Source organism: Vibrio sp. TRT 17S01 (assembly GCF_050113695.1).
Lineage (GTDB): Bacteria > Pseudomonadota > Gammaproteobacteria > Enterobacterales > Vibrionaceae > Vibrio.
Map to the genome: position 1 here is coordinate 72,770 of NZ_JBNJOG010000004.1, position 23,663 is coordinate 96,432.

Here is a 23,663-nt window from a genome sequence, read left to right on the forward strand (position 1 = left end):
CTCTTTTAAGGGTGAGTGGTTTGTACTTTTTGCAAGTGCAGTTGCTTAATTCTTTGAACACCTGCGATTAAGTTCTTTGTACTGCTGTGAATGGAAGAGCCATTGCTGACGAATGCTTGTTGTAACGGTGTGCCAGAGATAAAGAGGAACTCCGCTTTTTGCTGTGTTGCTTTGATATCGATTGGTTCCATATTTTTTTCGAAAATACCGAGTTCACCTGCTGATATTTGTTTATTGCCTATTTCTATAGAGCCATGGCGTACAAAAACAAATGCAGTCGTTTGTGAACTGTTTTCGCTATGTTGCCATGTGTCTTCTTCATCAATGTTGATGTGTAAATACGTCATATCGACAGGCGCTTGAGCGGTACTGTGTACCCCGTTATGTGTTCCAACTAATACCTTGGTCGTGGAAGTTGGTGTTTCAACAATAGGGATGCCATTTTGGGGTAGCGTCGAATAAGTCACTGGCCCCATCTCTTGTTTTTCTGCTGGCAGAGCAACCCAAAGCTGAAATGCGTCAGCTACATGGTGAGTGGGATGAATGATCTCTTTATGGAGTACGCCTACACCAGCCGACATAATTTGAATTCCCCCCGCTTCTAGAAAGCCAGAGTGCCCCCCTGTATCTTCATGGGCAATCCCCCCCTTTTGTGGATAGCTGATGGTTGCTACCCCTGAATGACCGTGAAAACCGAAGCCAGTAGCTTGTTCAATATGCGGAATATAGAAATGATCCCAAAGGACGAAAGGGTTGAGATCTGCAACATTAGCGGAGGTCATATAACTATGTACGGGGCCATGCTTAAGCCCACCTCTTATTGCTTGGATTTGTCTACTCATATCATACATTCAGAATTTAAATATCTTAGATGCATGGTATGACAGAGCCTATTATTTGATTAGATGGTATATTTAATTTTCTTAATCCCATTTTTGTAAGCAATAAAATGAACTTGAATGACATTAAGGTGTTTATCTATGTTGTTGAAGCCGGTAGTTTTGCCGCTGCTAGTAAAACTTTGGAGATGCCCTCGACAACAGTAAGCCGAAAGGTACAGATGCTTGAAGCTGCACTCGGTGTAAAACTGCTCCATAGAAGTACTCGAAAGCTATCATTGACTGAAGAGGGGCTGCTTTACTTTCAGCGTTGCCGCCAACATCTTGCTGCGTTAGAAGAGGCGAATGAATGGATACAAGAAACTCAACAGGAGCCTAAAGGAAAAATTCGTATCACATCGCCAGTGGATTTTGCCATCAAATATGTTCATCCGTGGATTGTCGATTTTATTGATAGGTATCCGAATGTCGCTGTTGAGCTGGATACATCGGATGAATATGTAAACATGATTGAGGATCGAGTAGATATTGCATTTCGTTCGGGAACACTGTCTGACTCATCACTAATTGCGCGAAGACTTGGACCAAAACAAAATGTGTGTTGTGCAAGTCCGGAATTTCTAAAAACGATAGGAAACATTGTTGTACCAGAAGATCTTGAGCAGGTTGGCTGTATCGTTTACGGAAAGTCTTTAGCTCAGGCTCGCTGGCATTTCATCAAAGGTGGGCAATCCATTCATATACCAGTATCAGGTAAGTATGCGACGAATAGTATGAAATTAGTGGTAGAAGCTGCGTTAGAAGGGGTGGGGATAGCTTACGTACCGATTACATTAATAAATGCTTATCTGAAAAGTGGTCAATTAGTTCAGGTGCTAGCAGATTACGATACACCTAAATCCAACATGTTTATTATTTATCAATCCCATCGATATATGGCTAAACCAGTTCGGCTCTTCATTGACCATGTAATGAATAAAGTTACTCAAGCAGACTTTATGGAATTACCAAATTCATAGTGAATATTCTTCATGATGTTTGATTGGAGATTGTCATTACTGGAAAACAAAAAGAGCGCATCATAGTGATGCGCTCTTTTTGTTAGTTAAGCGAATGTGGTTTAGCCGAAGATAAAGCTATACAAGAAACCAGCACCAATCGCCATGCTCAGGATGACAGTGACAAAAGCAATGATCATTTGGTTTTTGAAAATTGACTTCAACAAAATGACTTCCGTTAAGCTCGCGCCAGCACTACCAATGATGAGCGCCATGACAGAGCCAAGTGCCATGCCTTTTTTCACCAATGCCGCACTCAGTGGGATCACTGCTTCTGCACGAATATACAGAGGAATACCAATCACCGCGGCCACTGGAATGGCATACCACTTACCTGCGCCTGCGTATTGAGCAATGAGGTCCGTAGGGACAAAACCGTAGATAAAGGCACCAATTGCAATACCCAGCATGAGATATGGGAATACTTGTTTAAAATCTTTCCATGTAGATAGCCAGATCTTCATCCAACGAGAAGGTGCTTTTGGTGTTGCGACCAAGGTGGCCTCCCCAGCCGTTGAGCAACAAGATACTTCAACTGTCGGCTCTGGTTTTGCTGAGCAGCAACTGGTTTGAGGCGCAGGTTTAGTGTCGCCACAGCTGGTTGGCGCGCAAGAAGATGTTTGTTTTGGTTTGCTGTCACCGCATGATGATGTGCCGCAACTGCTGGCGGAAGCCGCTTCATAGGCTTCTGGTTTAACGTAGCGTTCAAAGCCCAGCTTTTCTAGCAAGATTCCCGCAGAAATAGAAACGCCTAGTGCAACCAAGAAGTAGAATAGGGCGACTTGCCAGCCAAATGTGACCACAAAGAGCCCGATGATCACCGGGTTGAGTAGTGGGCTGGCAAACAAAAACACCATCATTGGGCCAAAGCCAGCTCTGGCACGCAATAGTCCTTTAAGGAATGGAATCGTTGAGCAAGAACAAAATGGCGTAATTGACCCCAAAAGTGCAGCCACGAAATAGCCTTTGCCGTTACGCGAGCTCAGGATAGATTGGATTTTCTCAGCGGTCAGAAACTCCTGCAATACGCCCACAATATAGCTAATGGCTAAAAACAAAATGATCAGCTCAGTGGCAAGGAATGCGAACATGCCTGCCGCTTCTTTTGCCATCAGAATAAATTCGTTACTCATAACATAACTCCAAAACTTGAGGTTCAGAATGAGCATGTTGCTCATTTCTATTATTCTCGAATTATAGAAATTATAAGATAATGATCAACTGATATTTCGATTTTTTTCGAAATGATTTTGTTTTTATATAAGTTTCAAATAGTTAACTATGATTAAAGTGGCAATTGAAAATATATTATATTTCCACTACTATCGAATTATTCTTTGTTGAGGATTTTCACTATGGAATTAGAAGCCGTTGCAAAAGCGCTGAAAGAGTTAGGGCACCCAACCCGGCTCTCCATTTATAAAAGTGTGGTGAAGGCAGGTTATCAAGGTATTGCTGTGGGGGGGTTACAAGATAGCCTTAGCATTCCAGGGTCTACGCTATCACATCATATTTCGAGCTTGGCATCGGCGGGTTTGATCACCCAGCGTCGTGAAGGGCGAACCTTATATTGTGTTGCTGAATATCAGTGTCTCGATAACGTGATTGGTTTCCTACAAGATGAGTGTTGTAGCGATGAAAAATGTCAATGAATCTGTCGATTTTGATTCGATCTGGAAACAATATCAGAACAACCTAAAACGATTTCTTCATTCTAAAGTCAGTAATAGCAGTGATGTGGATGATCTGTTTCAAGACATCATGCTCAAAACCCACCAGAACTTGGTAACGGTGAAAGACACAACCAGCATCAAACCTTGGCTGTACCAGATCGCCAACCGTACCATTATTGATTTTTACCGTAAGAACGCGAGGCAACAGCGTCTTGCAGATGTTGATGCATCAGAGCTGTGGTTTGAGCAAGAGCCCGAAAGCATAGAACAAGCGATGTCAGAATGTGTTGCGCCGTTTGTTCAGGCATTACCGACCCAAAGCCGTGAGTTAATGAAAGCCATAGAACTGAAAGGGCAGAGTCAAAAGCAGCTGGCAGACAGCCAAGGTATTCGCTATTCCACATTGAAATCACGGGTACAAAAAAGCCGCAATGAACTTAAGCAACTGTTTGAGGATTGCTGCTCGTTCTCGTTTGATCGCCAAGGAAATATGATTGAATGTAACGAAAAATCAAAGGGTTGCTCAAAGTGCTAAATTTATTTTTAAAAAAGTGATGCTTTTTTTCGTCTTTCTTTTTTGTTGTTCGTCTTAAGTGATGTAACCAAGGTAAAGTTGCCGAGCGGCCTTTACTGTATTCACAGAATAACAATGAGAAACCGTCATGATTAAAATTGTAAGTTTTAAAATTTGCCCATTCGTCCAACGCGTTACTGCTGCATTAGAAAGCAAACAGATCCCGTATGAAATCGAATACATTAGCCTGAGCGATAAACCGCAATGGTTCCTTGATGTGTCACCCAATGGGCAAGTGCCTCTGCTACTGACGGAGTCTGGACAAGCGCTTTTCGAATCCGATGCCATTATTGAATACATTGATGATGAATTTGGACCGCTAGAGCAGCTCAGTAACGAGCAAAAAGCGTTGGATAGAGCTTGGGCTTACTTGGGTGCTAAGCAGTATATGCCTCAATGTGGCACCATGCGTTCTAAAACCAAAGACACATTGACTGAAAAGGTCGCCAATCTTGGTAAAGCTTTTGCGAAAGCCGAAGCTCAATTAACAACTGGCCCTTTCTTTAAAGGTGAGCAGTTAAGTAAAGTGGATATCGCTTGGTTACCTGTACTACACCGCGCACACATTATTAAAGCGCATACTTGTTTTGACATGTTAGCGGGTTTCCCTAAGGTGCAGGCGTGGCAACAAGCGTTACTTGCAACTGGACTTGTTGAGAAGTCGGTAGCAGACGATTTTGAAGCGGCGTTTACGGGTTTTTATTTGTCAGATGAAACCTACCTAGGCAAAGGTGAGGACTGCAAAGAAAATCAAAGCTGTGGCACCAACTGCTGCTAATCCCCTCTTTTGCAACCAACTGATTTTATCGAGAAGTCAGTTGGTTGTTCTCGTGTGTTGTTATCATAAGTTCAAAACCCGCCAGCCCATTGATCAAATGCGCAGATATTATCAAGCTCTTGCTGGCTTCTTGGTGCCGGGTAGTACGGCAGCCTCAATAACTCGTCACTTGGCAGCAATTGCCAGTCTGGGCTAATTTTCATTCGTTTTAGTTTGTTGTCGATCTTTAAATACATATAGTAGCCATCAGTGTTGGTGTTGGCGTAGCTTGCAATAGTTGCAGTGTTGCCACAAGGCAGTTTTACACGACGCCCTAGCGGAAAAAGTTGATGGAGGGCGAAGCTGACTTGTGCATCTTCCAATAAGCCTTGTTTGAATCTTGCCAACCCAATTGCGGTTGAGGTCGCTCTTGGTGACCAACCCGTTATGGCTAACCCTTTTAGTGAATCTTGAAACGGCTTCCCTTTGGCAACACCTTCATTGCTAATGAATTGGACGGTGACAATATCGTCAGTTTGTTGAAGGATTTGCAAAAATTGTTCGCCAGTTTTGTCAGCCAGTAGACGCATAATAAGAGTATGAATTATCTGATGGGGGGTGTAGTGAAACGGATTTTTATACTAAGGGGATTGATCTTCGTTAACTTGCCCTGAGATCGCAGAATCAATATTAGGTCAATCGCAACAATGAATCACTTACATTCATAGATGTCTCACTAAAACTTGCAGTCGAATTGTGAGCGAATCACATTTTGACAACTTACTCAGAATCCATGCTGTGGTGGGCTAGCGGATAGTTCATTGGCTGCTAGATTGAAACAATAACGTTTGTTGGAGCAAATCAAAGGAAGGATTTGTGAGTCAGTGATGACGTTCGGGTAAGGAGAATACAATGAATGATTTCTTTAAACAGGCACGCGGTAAGCGAAAGAAGCATCAACAACAAGAAAAACCAATCAATCTTCAGCTACAAGCGGATTGCCAAGAGCTTGATTCAACATTTGAGGCCACTCTAACAGGGCGACGGCTTGAGAAAGAGCTAAAAACCAAACGGCGTCAAATTGAACAACTTAAACAGAGCCACCAAGAGCGAGAGCAAAAGTATTTTAAGTAGTGGCAATAAAAAAGGGGCTGCTCGGACAGCCCCATTGGGTAACACCTATAGGGGGTTGGTGTTAAAAACTAAAGCTTGCCTTCACTGCCACACATATTGATTTTGTCGATCACCACTTGTTTCATCGCGGCTTTTCCTGGCGTGATGTACTTACGTGGGTCGTTGGCACTTGGGTGCTCGGCAAAGTGTTGCTTCACCGCATCAGAAAATGCGATTTTGAGCTCGGTGGCGACATTCACTTTACACACACCCAAATCAATACAACGTTTGACCATGTCATCGGGAACGCCGGATGCTCCGTGCAACACCAATGGAATATCAACCACCTGACGAATTTTTTCTAAACGATCAAAGTCGAGCCTTGGTTCTGCTTTGTAGAGCCCATGCGCAGTACCAATAGCAACAGCAAGTGAATCAATGTTGGTGCGACGAACAAACTCAGCCGCCGAGGCTGGGTCTGTCAAAAGTGCATCGGCAGCGTCGACAATCAAATCATCCTCTTGCCCGCCGAGGCGACCTAACTCAGCTTCAACGCTCACATCAAAACGATGACAGAAGTCCGTCACAGAGCGAACGATTTCAATATTTTGCTCAAAGGCATGATGTGAGCCATCAATCATGACTGAGCGAATGCCGTGCTCTACCTTATTTTGAATATCGCTAAGTTCTTCGTGGTGATCTAAATGCAGCACTAGCGGCATGGAATGTTTGTGAGCCGCCTCTTTACAGATACTGACCAGATAGTCAGTGCCGGCATAGTCGTAAGTGCCCGGTGTGCCAGCCAAAATGACAGGAGAGCCCATTTCAGATGCGGTTTCGACAATAACTTGAACCGTTTCAAGATTATGGATGTTAAAAGCAGGAACAGCGTAACCGCCTACCTGAGCACGTTTAAGCATTTCACGAGAAGAAATCAGATACATACAGCCTCCTGGCTTAGCGTATGGTCAGCGTCGAATACAAGATTGCCGCCCACCCAAGTTTTTAAAACAGAAAATTCAGAATTCAAGGCCACCATGGAAGCGTGTTTACCCACTTCCAAAGTACCGTATTGATGCTCTAGCCCAAGAGATTGAGCCGGTGTCAACGATGCCAGCAACCATGCATCTTTAAGCGATAAACGCAGCCAGTCACGAACATTGGTCACTGCGTTGTTTAGGGTAAGGGTGCTGCCTGCTAGGCTACCCGTGTCAGTCCGGGCAATACCGTCGTGTACCTTGACCATATATTCGCCGAGAGGGTACTCGCCATCAGGCATATGAGTGGCACACATGGAATCGGTAATGAGCGTTAAGCGGTCTTGGCAGCAGCGATAAGCCACGTCGATTGCCGCTGGATGGACGTGATGACCGTCCGCAATCATTTCGACGTAACTATTGGGGTGGCATAATCCCGCGCCCACCACTCCGGGATCTCGATGGTGTAATCCGCGCATGCCGTTATAGCAATGCACAATGCCATCGGCGCCAGCATCCAGTGCTTGCGTGACTTGGTTGTAGCTGGCATCACTGTGGCCGAGCATGACCTTAATACCGCGTTGCTTGAGGTGCGAAATAGCTTCGAGCGCTCCAGGTTTTTCTGGAGCGAGTGCGACAGTAAGCAATTGGTCATCACAATAAGAAATCCAGTTATCCAGCTCTTCTGTGGACAGCTCTCTAAACCATTCTGTTGGATGTGCGCCACGATTTTTTTCGGTGAAGTAAGGGCCTTCTAAGTAAGCGCCGAGTAACTCAGCGCCATCAACGCCCTCTGCTTTGCTTTTCGCTACTTGTTGAAGTGCCGCTTTGATCTTCGCAACCGGTGCGGTAACGGTTGTTGCAACAAACGCTGTTACTCCTCGGGTTGCAAAAAAGCACGACATGGCATTGAGGCTTTGATGGCTGGCGTCCATCACATCACAACCGACAGCACCGTGGACGTGGGTATCAATCATACCGGGTAGTAGTGATACGTCGCCAAGATCAATGATGTGTTGGTGACGAGAAGTACAATAGGGCTCTATCGCAGCGATGATGCCATTACTTCCCACACTCAAGATGGCATCTTGCAACCAGCGCCTACCATGTAAGATGCGAGAAGCCCGATAGTGTTTCATGTTAGATGCCATCGTCGCAGGTTTCCTGTGTCTTGCTTTGCTGCAATTCGTCGGCGAGCGAGGTCATCCCTCGGTGGCCACATTCGAGGGCTTGTTGACGAAACTCAAGTAAGTTGAGCTCATCTCGTTCAAGCAGCATTTCAGCAACCATTTGTAAATTTGTACCAGTCACGACTTCGATGTCATTTCGCTCTTGGCTGAGCAAAGAAGCGGTGCGAAAAGGCGTACCACCGAGCAGATCGGTTAAAAATACGATTCCTTCACCGTTATCATGCAATGAAATGGCATCACGCATTGCACTTTCTAACTGTGGTGTGGTCATGTCGACCGGAAAATCGATGGCCTGAAATTGCGGTTGCTCACCGATGACTTGATGAATTGCCTTTTCGATGCCAGATGCAAACCCACCGTGGCCTGAAAGAATGACTGCAATCATATGTTTTCTCCCAAATACGGGGCCGACATTCCGGCCCCAGAATCTTGCTGTTTAATTAGGCGTTAAAGAAAGCCAGCAAAGCGGCCAACAATGCCTAACGCCACAGTGATACCGATGAGACGAAGTGGGCTCCAGCCACGCTTAACTAGTGCATACATGCACAAGGTGTAAACCAGTGGTAAGAAGGCTGGCATCAGCTTGTCGATCACGTCAGCTTGCAACTTAACCACGGCATCACCTGCGGTGATTTCAGCGGTGGTGGATAGGCGAACATAGGTCGCGACCAAAGCGCCAATGACAGTCATACCTACCATTGAAGCGGCATGGCCGACTTTTTTGGTATTGGCTTTAATGACAGGGATGGCAGCCACACCCATACGGTAGGCGTAATGGGCTAAACCAAAACGCAAACCAAAGTGCACCACGTTAAACAGCACAATAAAGAACACTGCGCCCATGATGGAGCCTTGTAAGGCGAGGTCAGCACCAATACCACCACAAATCGGCAGCAGCGTGAGCCAGAACATCGCGTCACCAATACCACCCATTGGGGCACCAACGGCGATTTTGGTACTCTGGATACTGTTGATGTTCTGTTTAGAACGCTCCATCGCCAATACGATACCCATGACGAAAGTTACCAAGAATGGGTGGGTATTGAAGAAGCCCATGTGGCCCTGCATCGCTTTGGAAAGGTCCGCTTTATTGGTATGGATCTTTTTCAGTGCCGGTAGTAGGCCGTACAGCCAACCGGAAGCCTGCATACGCTCAAAGTTAAAAGAGGCTTGCAGTAACAGTGAGCGCCACGCCATGCGGTTGATGTCTGATTTAGTGAGCTCAGCACCAATCTCTTTATTTTCATATTCGTCTGCGGCTACACCTGGCGCTGGTTTTACCGTTGCGTCGTTGGCCGATACTTTTAGTGCATTACTTACATTAGATTCCATCTTCTAAGTCCTCTGCTTGAGTGGCCGCTGGGGTTGGTTCTGATTTACGCATAAAGTCGATGATTGCCATGGCAGTTGCTGCTGCCGCAATCGCAAGGATTGGAAGTTCTATCCATGCCGCTGCGACAAAGCCAAGGATGAAATATGGGATGTAGGCATTCTTCATCATGATTTTCATCAGCACAGCGAAACCGATAGCAGGCATAATGCCGCCGGCAACGCCAAGGCCATCAATCAACTCTTTTGGTAGCGCTGCCACCATGGTGCCGGCGTGCTCGGCACCCAGATAAATTGGGAGGAAAGCGCAAAGGAAGTAGAAAGTGCCGAGTACTGCCAATGCCATGTAGTTCACGCGTTCAATACCATTGGTATCGGCGGCTTGTGCATACTCGTCACACTTAGACATGACCGCAGACATCAAGGAGAACAATAGGGTGATGCCCATTTGTACGGCAACGGCAAACGGAACGGCGACCCCGACCGCCACATTCGGCTCAACCTTGGTGGTGATGGCGAACGTGGTACCAACGATGGTTCCGATGATCACGTTTGGTGGCTGAGCACCTGCCAGCGGTGCCAGACCCATCCAGATGAGTTCAAGCGTACCACCGACCAAAATGCCGGTTTCTAGATCGCCCAGTATCAGTCCGACTAACGGACCCAATACCACCGGACGGTGGAAGTGGGTCAGACCGTTAAACAGATCTAAACCAGCGAAGAAGGCAAGGATGCCAAGCATTAATGCTTGTAATAGTCCTATTTCCATAGCGGTTGTCCTTATAAATTAAATGAGTGTATAGAGGTCAGTTGCACTTTCTGTTGGCACGCCCTGAACAGAACAAGTCACGCCGAGTGCTTTTAGTTTTTCAAATTCCGCCACGTCTTCGTTGTCGACCGAAACGGTTTTGGAAATTTGCTTTTTGCCGTCTGTGTAGTGCATGTTGCCAACGTTAATCTTGTCGATTGGCACGCCTGCTTCTACCAGCTTGCGAAAGTCTTCTGGGGTGCGTGCAACCAACAAGATGCGTTGTCGGTCTGCCGCCTTATGAATAGTGTCGATGGTTTTTTGTACTGACCAAAAACGGATCGCTATCCCATCAGCCAAAACCATTTCCATTAGGTGTTGTTGCATGTCGTCTTCGGCGACTTCATCGTTCACCACCACAATGATGTTGGCATCGGCAAAGCCGACCCATTGCACACCAACTTGGCCGTGAACAAGACGCTCATCAATTCGACTCAGTACAATATTTGGCATAATCGTGTTCCTTCAATTCATTCTGAAATTTGTAATGGTTATGGTTGATAAGGGTGAATGGTGACGCCTTGCACCACGCGGTTAACTTCGCCCGTAGGGCAGGGGTTATCTGGCCCGAGTCCAAGTACTAGCGATTTTTCAAAGGCCAGCATTTGGCTAAATAAGATGTATGGGAAGCACAACCAAGAATCGCCTAAATTCAGTTGGCTGAGTTCAAAGACCAATTCGCCTTCCATCGCCCCTTCGCTTAAAGCGACGTGCTGAAGGGCTTGGTTGTCGCGGCGAATTTCGTGGTATAAATCGAGATCATATTGACGGGTATAGGCTTCACTCGACAGATACTGGACAACCAAAGCTCGGTTGTTGATGGCGAATTTTGGTCCATGACGAAACCCTAATGAGGAATCAAAACTGGTCATGACTTGTCCAGCGCTGAGTTCCAGAGATTTCAAGGAAGCCTCGCGAGCCAGCCCCGCAAACCCACCACTTCCTAGTGTGATTAAGCGTGAATAGGGCATTTGAGCCAGTTGCTTGGTGGCTTCATTCCATGGCAGTAACTTCTCTTCACAAAGCGCAGCAATGGTTTCAATGCTGTGTGTTGCTTCTCGGATGGATGTCTTGCTAAACAACACCAAGGTAGACATCAGCATGCAGGTAAAGCTGGATGTCATTGCAAAGCTCTTGTCATTAGACTCGGTTGGCATCAATTGGCAAAACGCGTTTTCTGCCACGTTGGCATGTTGAGATAATGCGCCTTCACCATTGCAGGTTAAAAATAGGTGGTAGTTCTCATCAACCAATTGATCGACCAGCTCCACGGCAGCCACACTTTCTGGGCTATTTCCTGAACGTGCAAAAGAGACGAGTAAGGTTGGTTGTCCCGGATAAAGGAATTGCGATGGATTAGAGACCAAATCCGTTGTTGGAATTGACTCGACGCGAAAGCCGCTGTCAATTTGGATAAAGGGTTTGGCAGCATCACCGACAAATGCAGATGTGCCTGCGCCAGTGAGAATAATGCGAAGATTACGTTTATTCAGTAATGGTGCTAAAAAGGCATTCAAATCAGATTCTGCTGAGGCCAGAATATTCGCCAGTTCGCGCCAAAGCTTCGGCTGACGTGAAATTTCTTGCGCGGTATGAATTGCATTGTGCTCTTCAAGCCAAGAGAGGGTATAGCCAAGAAATGTGCTCATTTGGTGGGCTCCTTAGAGGCAACGGTATTATTGGAATAACAGGCATGGGCATAGACGTCCGTCACTTCCATCACTTTGTGGATCACAATGTCAGTTGGAGTATTACGAATCTCTTGTTGTGTGATTGCTTTTGCTTGGTTGGGCAAAAACTGACTGAGGATGGTCACAGGGACGGGTTGGTCTCGTAAATTATCAAAGAGTGTCTGTTGGGCTCGTTGTACTTCAGGGTGAGTCCAGTAGTAGCGGATGCGATCGCTTAAGCTGTATGCGCAATCAAGATAGTGCTGGTGGCCACGACTTAGATAATGTTTTTGCCAATGCTCTGGTTCTTCGTGCATGATTTGCTCAATCGTGCCGCGAAGGTGGGAAGAATGGTGTGAGCCAAGCCATTCAAGTTCTGCACGGTCAAGTCCAAATAATGCTTCACGCAGGGCAAAGGTTAAGGCTGGGCCAACCTTTAAGATGGCGAAATGATCGCGTACTAGCTCATGATATGCGTTGTTTTTTTGGTAATCGGTTGAGTGGGCTTCAAATACCAAATAAGGTTGCATCTCGACCATTTTGGCAAGGGGTTGAGCCAACTCACTCTGATAATGATGAATTGTGTGGTGATCAAACTCGACACCGGGTTGAACAACCAGACCGATGACACGCTCCCAAACGTACCCGAGTCCCATGTCACTAAAGGCTAAATGATGGGCGTTCAATGTTTCCTGTGCTTGGCTTGGGGTTGTGACCTCAACGCCTTCTTCTTCCAAGGATTCCAGTGCGCCGCCCGGAGTCGGTACTTCTGTGCCTATTACGTATACTGGCGCTTCACCACCGATGTCTTTCCATGTCGTTTCTGCAATGGCGCATAGGCGTGCAGCACGTTCAGCCATCAGAGTTTCACTCAAAGGTAGCTCATCATCGGCACATGGCATGGAGCAATCGAGGTGAATTTTCTTAAATCCAGCAGCGACATAATCCATGATGAGACGTTCAGACAGTTGCATCGCTTCTTCTGCTGAGAACTGTTGCCAGCAGTTTGGACCTAAATGATCACCACCAAGCACCACGTTTTGTTGTGGAAAGTCATGCTTGTCTGCCAGTTTAAAAACTTGTTCTGCAAAGCGCTCTGGCGTCATTCCGGTATAGCCACCAAACTGATTGACCTGATTGGATGTGGCTTCAATCAGCACGAGTTGCTGGTCTTTTTTTGCTTGAAGAATCGCTGCTTCCAGTACGATTGGGTGTGCAGAACAAACGGAGTAAATCCCGACGTTCTGTCCTTGTTTATGGGCTTGAATAAGAGAAAGTAACAAATTCATTTTGTTGTCCTAGTTAATGATCTGATCAGCCAGCACCACGTCAACACCAAGCGATAGAAGTGCTTGATGGATATGATGGGGAATGTGGCTGTCGGTAATTAGGGTGTTGATCTGGCTGGCAGCACGGATCATGCAAAAACTTTTACGGCCAAACTTACTTGAGTCGGTTACCGCAATGATCTGACGAGAAACGTCGCACATAACTCGGTTAATCTGCGCTTCATTTGGATCGGGTGTCGTGATCCCCGCTTCTAGATCGAAACCATCAACACCAAGGAACACTTTGTCGAATAGGTAAGCGCGTAGTTGGCCCTCGCCATGTGAGCCGGTAAGTGAACAGGAAGCGGCGCGTAAACGCCCTCCGAGTACATGCAGGTCAATGTTATCCAGTAGGCTCAATTGATAGGCGGTGTTGAGTGCATTGGTCATCACCACCAAATTGCGTTTGTCTGCAAGGTATTCAGGCATTGCGGTAATGGTGGAACCGGAGTCCAGCAAAATGGCTTCGCCATCGTTAATCATGCTGGCGGCAACTTGAGCAATACTTTGCTTGATATCTCGATTGAGCTGGCCTTTACAGTGTAAAGGCTGATCGAAAGCGAAGTTTGGGTTCAGGGTTGCGCCGCCGTAACAGCGAAAAACACACCCTTGTTTCTCCAGTATATTGAGGTCGTGACGAATGGTGACGGCCGATACGTTAAACCACTTGGCAAACTCATCAACCTTACCCATCTGTTTTTGGCGTATGTGAGTCATGATCATTTGTCTACGCTCTGAACTGGTCATAAAACCCTCGCTTTAACTACAAGAAAGTTTTCTTTCGTTTTCTTTCTTTTGTTGGTTGGAGGTATTTAATCAGGCGGAGAAAAATAAAAATGAAAGGCAGATCACGGAAGGTCGACTTTCGCTTTTAAGGCCAAAAACCTTTCACTTTGAGAAAAGTGAAAGGTTTTACAGCGAGTTTTATCAAGAGAAATGACAATAATGTCCCGTAGCAAAAGTAATTTCATCTTTGAAAGTGAAAGATTGAATAAAAACGCTGTGAAAGGTAGCTTTTGCTTTTGATGTTGATAAAGATCACAAAAATAAAAGTTGCCTGCACAAAGCGATATAAAGCGAAAGACAAGGAGAAGCAGATTAAGAGAGGGAAATAACAATTAGCGATCCATCCATCTGGATGAATCGCAAATAAACGGGAGTTTGAAGGGGGTTAGGTGTTCACACTAAGATGACAGGAATTCCAAGCTTCTTTAAGCCCTGTAAATAGTTATCGGGAATGCCACTGTCTGTAATGAGTTTGTCGATACGAGAGGACTCGATGATTTTGTGCAAGCTGACTTTGCCGAACTTGGATGAGTCAGTCACCACGATGATTTCATCGGCTATTTCACACATTTTACGGTTTAACCGAGCTTCTTTCTCATTGTGTGTGGTAATGCCTCGCTCTAGGTTAAAGCCGTCGACACCGAGGAATAGCTTATTAAAGTGGTAGTTGTCTAATAAGGTTTCAGCTTGAGCACCAAAGAAAGACATCGATTTACGCCTTAACTCACCACCGACTAACATGACTTCGACCCCTTCTGCTGGGAACAGTGTATTGGCAATATTTAAGCCATTGGTCATAACCACCAGATCGGTAAAGTCTTGCATCGCCTCGGCTATCTGGCAGGTTGTGGTGCCAGAATCGAGGATCACCGTATCACCACTGTCGATAAACTCGATCGCTGCCTGAGCAATTTTTTGCTTGATGTTTTGGTGGTGCAGATTTTTGTCAGTAACAGAATGTTCGGTAGGTCGGACAACGTTGTCTTGTAAATAAGCCCCCCCGTATGCACGGGTGACAATACCCTGCTTTTCAAGGGCAGCTAAGTCGTTTCGAATCGTCACGGCAGATACAGAAAAGCGCTGTGACAAATCGCTGACTTGGACACTACCATGGCTTTTTAGCAAAGCGATAGTTTGCTCACGTCTTTCACTAGTGTTTTTCACGCATTACAGTCTCTCGTTCTTTTATCTTGTTGAATTATATCGTTATAAATAATAAATGAAAGTTAATTTCTTTCGTTACGTTTTGAAATGCTGTTTCTTTTTATATTTTAGCTATTCTTTATTTACGATTGCTTTCTGTTTTGTTCTGCGTCTGGTCGTTTATGAAGCATTTGGTACTTACATTTCGTTATTATTGGTACTTTTCATTCGAATAAATGTATGTTCAGAATCTATTATTACCACTACTTGAATCATAATTAAGTATCATTGTTGGTTTTTTTTAGTTTTCTTTTGCTTTATTTTTAATCAGTTTGGTTTTGTTGTGTGATCTTTGTGCTTCCTTGTTCTTTCGTTTCGTTTTATTTGTGTTTTTGTACTCACAAAATACAACGGAGTGAAACCGTGAAACAAAAAATACATAAACCCTTACTACTAGCTTCTTTGATCTCAGCGGCTTTATTCAGTGGCTCGATATCCGCAGCACCGTTGGCGGCTTTGGATGTTGCTTCCTTAGAGCATGAGGGAAAGCAGTTACGAATGGTGACTGAGAGTGGTCAGCATGTCCGAATTGATATGGTTAGTTCGGCAGTATTTCGTATTCAGGCCAGTAATAATGATCAGTTCCAAAGTATCAAAGTTGATGCCCTGAGAGATCAGTGCCACAAACATGCCTTCCACTGTGATGCGAAAGGTGAGCCACAAAACTTACCCGATATTGTTATTGGGGATGAACAAGGGGATATTGACTATACCGTAAGCAACCAGGGTGATTACCACTTAATACAAACCAGTAAGTTAGCGCTGCGTATTTATCATTCTCCGCTGACTTTTGCACTCTACAAGGCTGACAATCAGACCCAACTATGGCAGGAGGTGAAACCGATTGAGATTGGTGCTGCTGTCGATGGATTTGAACGTGGAGAGCTAAAACTTACTGAAGACGATAAAAAAACAGTTCAGACACTAACCAGTGATCCTAAAGAACATTTCTATGGTGGTGGCCAGCAAAATGGTGAGTTTGAGTTTAACGGAAAAATACTCAAAGCTTCTTACTCGGGCGGTTGGGAAGAATTTGATCGACCAAGCCCAGCACCGTTTTATATGTCAGATAAAGGTTATGGTGTTATGCACCATACTTGGCGTAATGGTGCTCATGACTTTCGAGCCCTTGATCAACTGGTTTCCAGTTACAATGAAGACCGTTTCGATGCCTATTACTTCGTCGGTGATTCCTTGGGTGACATCGTCAACGAATACACTAAACTTACTGGACGACCACACTTGCTCTCTCGTTGGGCTTACTACCTTGGTGATGCCGACTGTTACGAAAATAAAGTGGGTTCATACCCTGAAGGGTGGCCTGCCGACCCGGGCAGCACCATTGATGTAGTGAAGCAAGTGGGGGTTCCATATAAAACTCACGATATGCCGGTAGGTTGGATTTTGCCAAATGATGGCTACGGCTGTGGTTACTCCGACTTAAAAGGCACAATTGACGAGCTAGACGAGCTTGGAATTAAAACGGGCTTATGGACTGAAAAGTCACTAAATAAAATAGATCAAGAAGTCACTGATGGTATCGGTGTTTATAAGTTGGACGTGGCATGGACTGGCTCTGGAAAATTATATGCCCTAGCCGCCAATGATAGTGCTCATGACGGTTTAATGAGGAACTCCGAGACTCGCGGTATGATTTGGACCGTAAGGGGCTGGGCTGGGATTCAACGCTATGCCGTGACTTGGACTGGTGACCAGGCCGCGAGTTGGGATTACATTCGTTGGCATATTCCAACCTTTATTGGCTCGGGCTTATCTGGGCAAGCCTATGCGTCTTCCGATGTGAACGGTATCTTTGGCCATGGGGTAGAAACTTTCACTCGTGATGTTCAGTTCAAAGCCTTTACCCCGGTGCTGATCTCGATGTCGGGTTGGGCGAAAGAAGAGCGTAAGCATGCCTGGTGGCACGATGGGGAATATAACGGTAAAAAGTATCGTGATATCAACCGTAAGTTTCTTATGCTGAAATCACAGTTGATGCCTTATATGTACACCTACGCTTATGAAGCAGACCAGACAGGTGCACCATTGATGCGCGCGATGATTTGGGAGTTCCCTGATGACCCACGCCTAAAGAGCGAAGAGTTCAAGTATCAGTATATGTATGGTGAGTCGCTGTTGGTGGCACCTGTGTATCAACCGATGGCTCAAAATAATGGCTGGTATAAAGGACTTTATTTACCAGAAGGTGAATGGGTCGATTTCTGGGATGGTACTCGTACAACTTCACCTGAAGGCGGTATGGAGTTAGCGCATTACCCAATTACCATTGATAAAATTCCAGTATTGGTCAGAGCGGGAGCGATTATCCCAATGTACCAAGGGGCTCGCTCTGATGCGCTGCAAGCGAAAGATCATCTGATTGTTCAGCTTTATCCTCACGGCGAATCTTCATTTACCCTATTTGAAGATGATGGTGAAACCCGTGCCTACAAAGAGAATAATGCCTACGCTGAAACACAAATTACTGCAACTGCTCCAGTGACTGGTGAAAATGGTGACATTTCTATCACCATAAACCCAGCCACAGTTCACAAAGATTATGATGGGTTAGTGACAGAGCGCAGCTATCACTTCCAAGTGTTCTCTTTAGTAAAACCGTTGGGCGTTGATGCGGGAGGTGCGACGTTAACAGAGCTTGACTCATTGGAAGCATTAGAATCAGCGCAAGAAGGCTGGTATTTCGATGCCACCGACCGTCATGGTCTAGTGCACGTTAAAGTGGGTAAGCAATCGGTTTATCAAACCTATTCAGTCACGCTTGATATTGATGAAGGCGCTGATGTTCCACAGACTGCTGGGTACCCAGAACCAAGCTATGTGACGGAGTTTGATAAGAGCCAAGTGACGGTAGTGAAGCCGTTACCTGAGCAGGAAAATCATGAGTTTACTCATGCATTGGATGGCGATGTTGAGAGCTTATACCACTCACCTTGGGAGCAAGAAGGTGATGAAGATAAAGTTCCAATGGATTTTGTTCTTCAATTAGGCGGGTCATTTAATGTTAGTGGGCTGACTTACTTACCACGTGAAAATGCAGGTAATGGCACCATCACCGAATATCGTGTTTACCTCTCTTCTACCAATGGTGATTGGGGAGAGCCAGTTGCTGAAGGTGAGTGGCAGAAGAATAAAGAGCTCAAAATTGCCCAGTTTGCTGAGCAGGAAGCGAGCTTCGTCAAATTTGAGGTGGTCAAAGCGGTTGGCGATTTTGTGTCTGCCAGAGAATTTGACCTCATTGCGACTAAGAAAAGAACACCAACCAAAAAAGTGGTGCTGACAGAGGACAGAGTTAATACTCAAGGCGATGTGGTCGTCGGGAGCGCTGTCAATGGCGGTGAGATGACCATGAATGGTGTGACATTCGAGTCCGGTATTGGTATGGAAGCGCCAGCTACGGCTGAGTTTAGCCTTGATGGATCTTGGACTCGATTAAACGCGGACGTTGGCATTGATGATAGCTGTAAGGTTGCTGACAACAAGGTCAAGGCTCTTATTTACGCTGATGGTGCAAAAATTTGGGAGTTTGAACTAAGTGGCCCTGCGGTGGTGAAACCAGATATTGACCTATTTAATATCAGAAAAGTGTCGTTACAGGTTGTAAATAGCGATGACAGTGATGTTGGGGATTGTGTCAACTGGGCCAACTTAAAACTCACTGGGCCAGAAACTGCATCATTCAATGATTTTGATCGCTACCTGATTACATTTGTTGAAAAACCAAAAGCACAGCCGAGTGAGGAAATAGAAAAAGCCTTTGATGGTGATGTGAATACTATGTATCACTCTCCTTGGAAGCCTAAAGATGATTCTGAAAAGGCGCCGCAACACTTTGTCATTGAACTTGGCCAGGACTACATGGTGAATGGTTTTACCTATCAAGCACGACCTGGAGCTGGTAATGGTGCTATTGGTGACTACCGTTTATCGCTTTCTGAAGACGGTGATAATTTCAGTGAAGTCGCTTCGGGCGAGTTTGAAAAACGTGATGGTGTACAAGCAGTTCAATTTGAAAAGACTAAAGCACGCTACCTGAAATTTGAAGCACTAAATGGTACGGGTGGTTTTATTTCCGCTGCTGAGTTTGGAGTGATTGCTGAGCGTGTTATATCAGTTGAGCCGGATCTTCCAACCAACCCTGAAACTCCAACCAACCCAGATGCGCCAAGCGCGCCGGTACCTCCAGTGAAACCAATCAGTGGGGATACCAGTACCACAACACAAGCAGATGGCGGTAGTGCGGGTGGCTTTGGCATTCTTGCATTGGCAGTGATGGGATGGTTGCGTCGTCGTCGTTAAACATGCTTCACTCATACTTGGCGCCCGCAAGGGCGTCCTTTTTAACTTAGAGCTAAGCCCACCGCAAACAGCGGTGGGCTTGTTCGTTATTAAGGAATTACAGTGAGATATTGGTGAGGCGAGGTTGGATTCTGCTATCGCTCTCTTCACCTGCTGCTTTCACCGTCAGGACTTCACCGTTGGCAGGCACGTTCATCACGTATTTGGTTTTGCTGCCATCTTGATAGCGGCTGACCAGTTTGTCACCTTCCCAGAACCACTTCTGGTTCAGTGACTGGTTACATGATTCGACCGCAACGATCAGATCGTCACGCACTGCCATACACTGGTTGGGACCAACACGGCTACGGTAACGCTCGTCGGTGTCTAACCCCCAAATCTGTGACCAGTTTCGTTCTAGGCATCCTTGCGCCGTGACGGTAGGACCGCTTGCTGTTGCACAGGTGTTGTTGGCGTCAAGCGACTGAAGAACCACGTGTGCTTGTGCTTCAAAAGAAGGGTGCGACCAATCGATTTCAACATTTTCGACAAAGCGATAGGGTATCCAGCGTTGGCCATTTGCCATCCCAGCTTGCAGTAAACCTGGTGGGATCACTTTTCCGTACAATACTTGTGGTTCAAACGCGGCTTCGAGTTTGAAAACAGTGGTTCCTGTTTGCTCTACTGGTGCTTCATACAGCGCTTCACCATTGGGTGTAAAGTTGGCGTAGGCAATCGGGTTGATCTTTTGTTTGTCATACACAAAACTGTTGCCCCAAAGTGCATCGTTCCAACCACAGCCATAGACGCCAGAAGCACCAGTTCCCGAGTTACAAGGATTGCGATCAAACTCAAAGGAAACGTCGAAATCTGGACCAGAAGTTCGGTTCACGATCTTGTAGTCTTTTGTGTCATACACCAGAGTACGAGAACGGGTATAAGTATAGGAAGCACTGACTTCTGCTTTTCCCTTTGGCCCTTTGTCTCCACTCTCAACACCCGCTGTGCCGGAGACACCAATATCAAATCCATCGGTATCTCGGTGTTGGTATTCACGGTTTTCGTTGTGCGGCAAGTTACGTAGCATCACAGGTTTATACCCAGCGATGGGTGAGATTTTAATTTGATAGCTTCTGGCAAAACCACCTAAATAATCGTAACGATTTGCCCAGCTTTGGAACCAGGAATGCCCTTGTTTAAGGTTATCGCTTATGTGAAAACCTGCACCGGGCTGGTCGTTGTCTATTGTAAAGTGAACGTATTTTTTGTTTCCGGTAACTTTGCCGCCAGATGAGGACGGAACGGAACGCATCTGAGCCAGATTAAAACGAATATCAACGGAACCTTTACCATCGCAAAAATCGAGTTTTTCTGAATCTTCTTCGTATGCTTTTTGGATATTACAGGTTAAACCTGATCGGGTAATATAAATGCCTTTGGTGACGATAGGAACATACTGTTCGGCGACAGCTTGAGAGGTGATCAAAGCTAAGGCTAATGGGAGTAGTGTTGTTTTCATGATTATTTATCTCCAAAACCAAAACGTTTGAGTACATAGATAAACGAACGAAGCGTACTTTCTTTGATCTGTTCTTCACCCATATTTTCGCTTTCCACTTGGGTTAAAATGACATTCACGACGGATTCGCCATTTAACTGACCAGAAACTAAATATTCTGACGTCATACCCACTCCGGTAAGCTGTTTGCTCAATTCAGTTCGTTGTTCCTCTGCCGGAATTGAAGATAAATCAAGTACGGCCAGTTTGTTTGTTACGAGTGCTTGTCGAAGCGTGGCGATGTCGTCATCATTCATTAAGCCGATATTGGCGTAAATGAGATCACCCGGATTAGATTGTTCTCTGTAAACCTCAATATCCTGATTTAAATAAGTGGCAAGTTCAGTAGAAATTGTATTTTCACCACCCATAATTAATATTTGAGAATGAACAGACATAGAGAATAAACATAGTCCAATAGAGATGGTTTTTATTGTTTTAGGAAAATGTAAAAATTGACTTTTATTAAAAATATGCATAAGGGTACCTTCCCAACTGATAGGTTATTTTTAGAATAAATAAACCCTATAAGTAATATGAGAATATAAATGTTAAATTGTTTTTAATATAAAACTCACCTTGATATACAGGGAGCCTGACGTTTAATAACAAGGATCTATTTGAGTTGCGATTCCTTCTAGTTGGTTGATTTGAAAGCAGTCTATCGGATTGGATAATAATGAATTGAGATGTGTGTCACATAAAAATGTCGCATAAGCTATTGGTTAAACAATAAAATTTAATTTAGATCTTGTTAATATTTCATGAAGCATTGCTACTCTTAGATAAATCTCTGTATTTTTATTTTCTTAGACAAAAATAAATTTATTAAATAGTTTCTATTTCTTGGACTAAGTTCAACTTTTTAGTCTTAGATATATCCTTATATATATTAAGTATTTAATTGAAGGTTCATAACAAGCTAACGCTAATATTAGCTGCTATTAACTAGGCCATTATTTTAGATTTAAAGTGGCTGGATTATATTCTAGATTATGGTTGGCTATTGATTTGGGGGAAGTGAACGAGGAATGATTACGTGGGATTGGGAGGAAGCGCTGAGTGCCTAACACTCAGCACGAGTCATGTGGTTAAGCCCTTTGTTCAAAGTAACGCTTAGCATTGTTGAAACAGATATTTTCAATCAGCGGACCGAGAAGAGACATATCATTGGGGACTTCTCCATTTTCAGCCCAATGACCGACCATATCACACAGAATACGGCGGAAATATTCATGACGGGTGTAAGACAAGAAGCTTCTAGAGTCGGTCAACATGCCGATAAATTGGCTCAGTAATCCTAACTGAGAAAGCTGTAGTAACTGTCGTTGCATGCCGTCTTTCTGATCGTTAAACCACCAACCCGATCCGAATTGGATTTTACCTGCGATTCCACCACCTTGAAAATTACCAATCATGGTCGCGATCATCTCATTATCACTAGGATTCAGGCAGTAAAGGATAGTACGAGGCAGTTGGTTGGACTGATCCATTTCATCGAGCAGGTGGGCAAGCTCAAAGGCAAACGAGCGGTCATCAATTGAATCAAATCCGGTGTTGGGTCCTATGAGCTGGTGCATGCGAGTGTTGTTATCTCGTAGCGCACCAATATGTAGCTGCATCACCCATCCAAGCTGAGCATAACGCTGACCTAACCACACTTGTACAGCCGTTGAAAACTGGGCTTGTTCATATTCTGTGAGCGGTTGATGGTTTAAACGGCGGGAGAGAATCGCATAAATCTTCGTCTGAGGGAATGGGTGCGTAGCGCACGACTTCAATACCGTGGTCTGCACAGCGGCAACCATGTAGATTGAAGTGCAGGAGGCGTTTGTCTAAGGCCTGCCGTAAATCGTCAAACTGACGGATCTCAATATCAGCGAGTTCACCAAGCTTGTGTAGGTACTCGACAAAGCCAGCTAACTCTATTTTAAACGCGTTATCGGGCCGCCAACTTGGCAATACTTGTATGTCAAAGGTGTCATCTTGAGCAATGGCACGATGATGTTCGAGTGAGTCCAATGGATCATCGGTTGTACCAGCCATCACCACATTCATCTGCTGCATGATGCCGCGCGCACCAAATTCTGATGTGGCGAGTTGTTCATTGCACTGGTGCCAAATGTGCTCGGCAGTTTGTGGATTGAGCAAGGTGTTTGTGATGCCAAACGGTCTGCGCAGCTCTAGGTGTGTCCAGTGGTATAGCGGATTTCCTAATGTCTGAGGGACGGTTTTCGCCCACGCGCAGAACTTGTCGTAATCACTTGCTTGGCCTGTTATGAAATGTTCCTCAATCCCGGCAGAGCGCATACCACGCCATTTATAGTGATCCCCTTCGAGCCAGATCTGTGTCAGGTTGCCAAATTGGCGATTTTGCGCCACATCAGCAGGGTTTAGATGGCAATGGTAGTCGTAAATGGGTTGGTGACTGGCATGCTCATGATATAAGCGTTGAGCTGTTTTCGTTGAAAGCAAAAAATCTTCGCATAAAAACCGTTTCATTC

The 23,663-nt window shown here is 45.2% G+C and carries 21 protein-coding genes and 1 pseudogene; 6 read left to right on the top strand and 16 right to left on the bottom strand.

The annotated features are described in order from the left end of the window. Positions 1-5 precede the first annotated feature (5 nt). Positions 6-842: a pirin family protein gene (locus ACQEXS_RS08110; protein ID WP_427013450.1), complete on the bottom strand. Its 837-nt coding sequence runs from the start codon at positions 840-842 to the stop codon at positions 6-8. Positions 843-949: 107 nt separating this feature from the next. Between ACQEXS_RS08110 and ACQEXS_RS08115 the strand changes: the two genes are divergently transcribed. After that, positions 950-1,858, top strand: coding sequence for a LysR substrate-binding domain-containing protein (locus tag ACQEXS_RS08115; RefSeq protein ID WP_427013451.1), 909 nt, complete (start codon positions 950-952; stop codon positions 1,856-1,858). A 101-nt stretch (positions 1,859-1,959) separates the two neighbouring features. Here the strand turns inward: ACQEXS_RS08115 and ACQEXS_RS08120 are convergent, their stop codons facing one another. Beyond that, a complete protein-coding gene (locus tag ACQEXS_RS08120; protein WP_427013452.1) occupies positions 1,960-3,030 on the bottom strand; it encodes a permease in 1,071 nt (356 codons plus the stop codon). Positions 3,031-3,252: 222 nt separating this feature from the next. Between ACQEXS_RS08120 and ACQEXS_RS08125 the strand changes: the two genes are divergently transcribed. From ACQEXS_RS08125 to ACQEXS_RS08135, 3 genes are all read left to right on the top strand, one after another. Next, positions 3,253-3,549: an ArsR/SmtB family transcription factor gene (locus ACQEXS_RS08125; protein ID WP_367990574.1), complete on the top strand. Its 297-nt coding sequence runs from the start codon at positions 3,253-3,255 to the stop codon at positions 3,547-3,549. Next, a complete protein-coding gene (gene sigZ / locus ACQEXS_RS08130; RefSeq protein WP_427013453.1) occupies positions 3,533-4,105 on the top strand; it encodes an RNA polymerase sigma factor SigZ in 573 nt (190 codons plus the stop codon). The genes ACQEXS_RS08125 and sigZ overlap by 17 nt, the downstream gene beginning before the upstream one ends. A gap of 127 nt (positions 4,106-4,232) precedes the next feature. Then, positions 4,233-4,922 (top strand): glutathione S-transferase family protein, encoded by a 690-nt coding sequence (locus ACQEXS_RS08135; protein ID WP_367990578.1) that lies wholly within the window; start codon positions 4,233-4,235, stop codon positions 4,920-4,922. A 71-nt stretch (positions 4,923-4,993) separates the two neighbouring features. Here ACQEXS_RS08135 and ACQEXS_RS08140 read toward each other — a convergent pair whose 3' ends face one another. Further along, complete coding sequence (locus ACQEXS_RS08140) at positions 4,994-5,491, bottom strand: hypothetical protein (protein WP_427013454.1); 498 nt, start codon at positions 5,489-5,491, stop codon at positions 4,994-4,996. Positions 5,492-5,813: 322 nt separating this feature from the next. Between ACQEXS_RS08140 and ACQEXS_RS08145 the strand changes: the two genes are divergently transcribed. Then, entirely contained in the window at positions 5,814-6,035 is a 222-nt protein-coding gene (locus tag ACQEXS_RS08145; protein ID WP_427013455.1) for a hypothetical protein, read from the top strand. Positions 6,036-6,103: 68 nt separating this feature from the next. On the opposite strand, the gene ACQEXS_RS08150 is transcribed toward ACQEXS_RS08145, so the two are convergent. The 10 genes from ACQEXS_RS08150 to agaR (ACQEXS_RS08195) form a co-directional block, all read right to left on the bottom strand. Further along, positions 6,104-6,958 carry a tagatose bisphosphate family class II aldolase gene (locus tag ACQEXS_RS08150; RefSeq protein WP_367990592.1) on the bottom strand — a complete coding sequence of 285 codons (855 nt, stop codon included), beginning with the start codon at positions 6,956-6,958 and terminating at the stop codon, positions 6,104-6,106. After that, complete coding sequence (nagA, locus tag ACQEXS_RS08155; protein ID WP_427013456.1) at positions 6,949-8,142, bottom strand: N-acetylglucosamine-6-phosphate deacetylase; 1,194 nt, start codon at positions 8,140-8,142, stop codon at positions 6,949-6,951. The genes ACQEXS_RS08150 and nagA overlap by 10 nt, the downstream gene beginning before the upstream one ends. Beyond that, on the bottom strand, positions 8,132-8,566 hold the full coding sequence (gene agaF / locus ACQEXS_RS08160; RefSeq protein ID WP_367990596.1) for a PTS galactosamine/N-acetylgalactosamine transporter subunit IIA: 435 nt from the start codon (positions 8,564-8,566) through the stop codon (positions 8,132-8,134). Before agaF ends, nagA begins: the two co-directional genes overlap by 11 nt. A gap of 62 nt (positions 8,567-8,628) precedes the next feature. Beyond that, positions 8,629-9,513: a PTS N-acetylgalactosamine transporter subunit IID gene (agaE, locus tag ACQEXS_RS08165; protein ID WP_367990598.1), complete on the bottom strand. Its 885-nt coding sequence runs from the start codon at positions 9,511-9,513 to the stop codon at positions 8,629-8,631. Then, positions 9,503-10,279, bottom strand: coding sequence for a PTS N-acetylgalactosamine transporter subunit IIC (gene agaW, locus ACQEXS_RS08170; RefSeq protein ID WP_427013457.1), 777 nt, complete (start codon positions 10,277-10,279; stop codon positions 9,503-9,505). The genes agaE and agaW overlap by 11 nt, the downstream gene beginning before the upstream one ends. An 18-nt stretch (positions 10,280-10,297) precedes the next feature. Further along, on the bottom strand, positions 10,298-10,771 hold the full coding sequence (gene agaV / locus ACQEXS_RS08175) for a PTS N-acetylgalactosamine transporter subunit IIB (protein WP_367990602.1): 474 nt from the start codon (positions 10,769-10,771) through the stop codon (positions 10,298-10,300). A 38-nt stretch (positions 10,772-10,809) separates the two neighbouring features. After that, entirely contained in the window at positions 10,810-11,967 is a 1,158-nt protein-coding gene (locus tag ACQEXS_RS08180; RefSeq protein WP_427013458.1) for an SIS domain-containing protein, read from the bottom strand. Next, positions 11,964-13,277, bottom strand: a complete 1,314-nt coding sequence (locus tag ACQEXS_RS08185; RefSeq protein WP_427010523.1) for a D-tagatose-bisphosphate aldolase, class II, non-catalytic subunit — start codon at positions 13,275-13,277, stop codon at positions 11,964-11,966. Before ACQEXS_RS08185 ends, ACQEXS_RS08180 begins: the two co-directional genes overlap by 4 nt. A 9-nt stretch (positions 13,278-13,286) precedes the next feature. Then, positions 13,287-14,063, bottom strand: coding sequence for a transcriptional repressor AgaR (gene agaR, locus ACQEXS_RS08190; protein ID WP_367990608.1), 777 nt, complete (start codon positions 14,061-14,063; stop codon positions 13,287-13,289). Positions 14,064-14,495: 432 nt separating this feature from the next. Next, positions 14,496-15,266, bottom strand: coding sequence for a transcriptional repressor AgaR (agaR, locus tag ACQEXS_RS08195; protein ID WP_367990610.1), 771 nt, complete (start codon positions 15,264-15,266; stop codon positions 14,496-14,498). Positions 15,267-15,803: 537 nt separating this feature from the next. Between agaR (ACQEXS_RS08195) and ACQEXS_RS08200 the strand changes: the two genes are divergently transcribed. After that, positions 15,804-19,622 carry a discoidin domain-containing protein gene (locus ACQEXS_RS08200; protein WP_427013643.1) on the top strand — a complete coding sequence of 1,273 codons (3,819 nt, stop codon included), beginning with the start codon at positions 15,804-15,806 and terminating at the stop codon, positions 19,620-19,622. 97 nt (positions 19,623-19,719) lie between these two features. Here ACQEXS_RS08200 and ACQEXS_RS08205 read toward each other — a convergent pair whose 3' ends face one another. From ACQEXS_RS08205 to uxaC, 3 genes and pseudogenes are all read right to left on the bottom strand, one after another. After that, positions 19,720-21,120, bottom strand: coding sequence for a leukocidin family pore-forming toxin (locus ACQEXS_RS08205; protein WP_427013459.1), 1,401 nt, complete (start codon positions 21,118-21,120; stop codon positions 19,720-19,722). Positions 21,121-21,122: 2 nt separating this feature from the next. Beyond that, on the bottom strand, positions 21,123-21,638 hold the full coding sequence (locus ACQEXS_RS08210) for a hypothetical protein (protein ID WP_427013460.1): 516 nt from the start codon (positions 21,636-21,638) through the stop codon (positions 21,123-21,125). Between the two features lie 612 nt (positions 21,639-22,250). After that, positions 22,251-23,661, bottom strand: a pseudogene (uxaC, locus tag ACQEXS_RS08215) (glucuronate isomerase). Positions 23,662-23,663 lie beyond the last annotated feature (2 nt).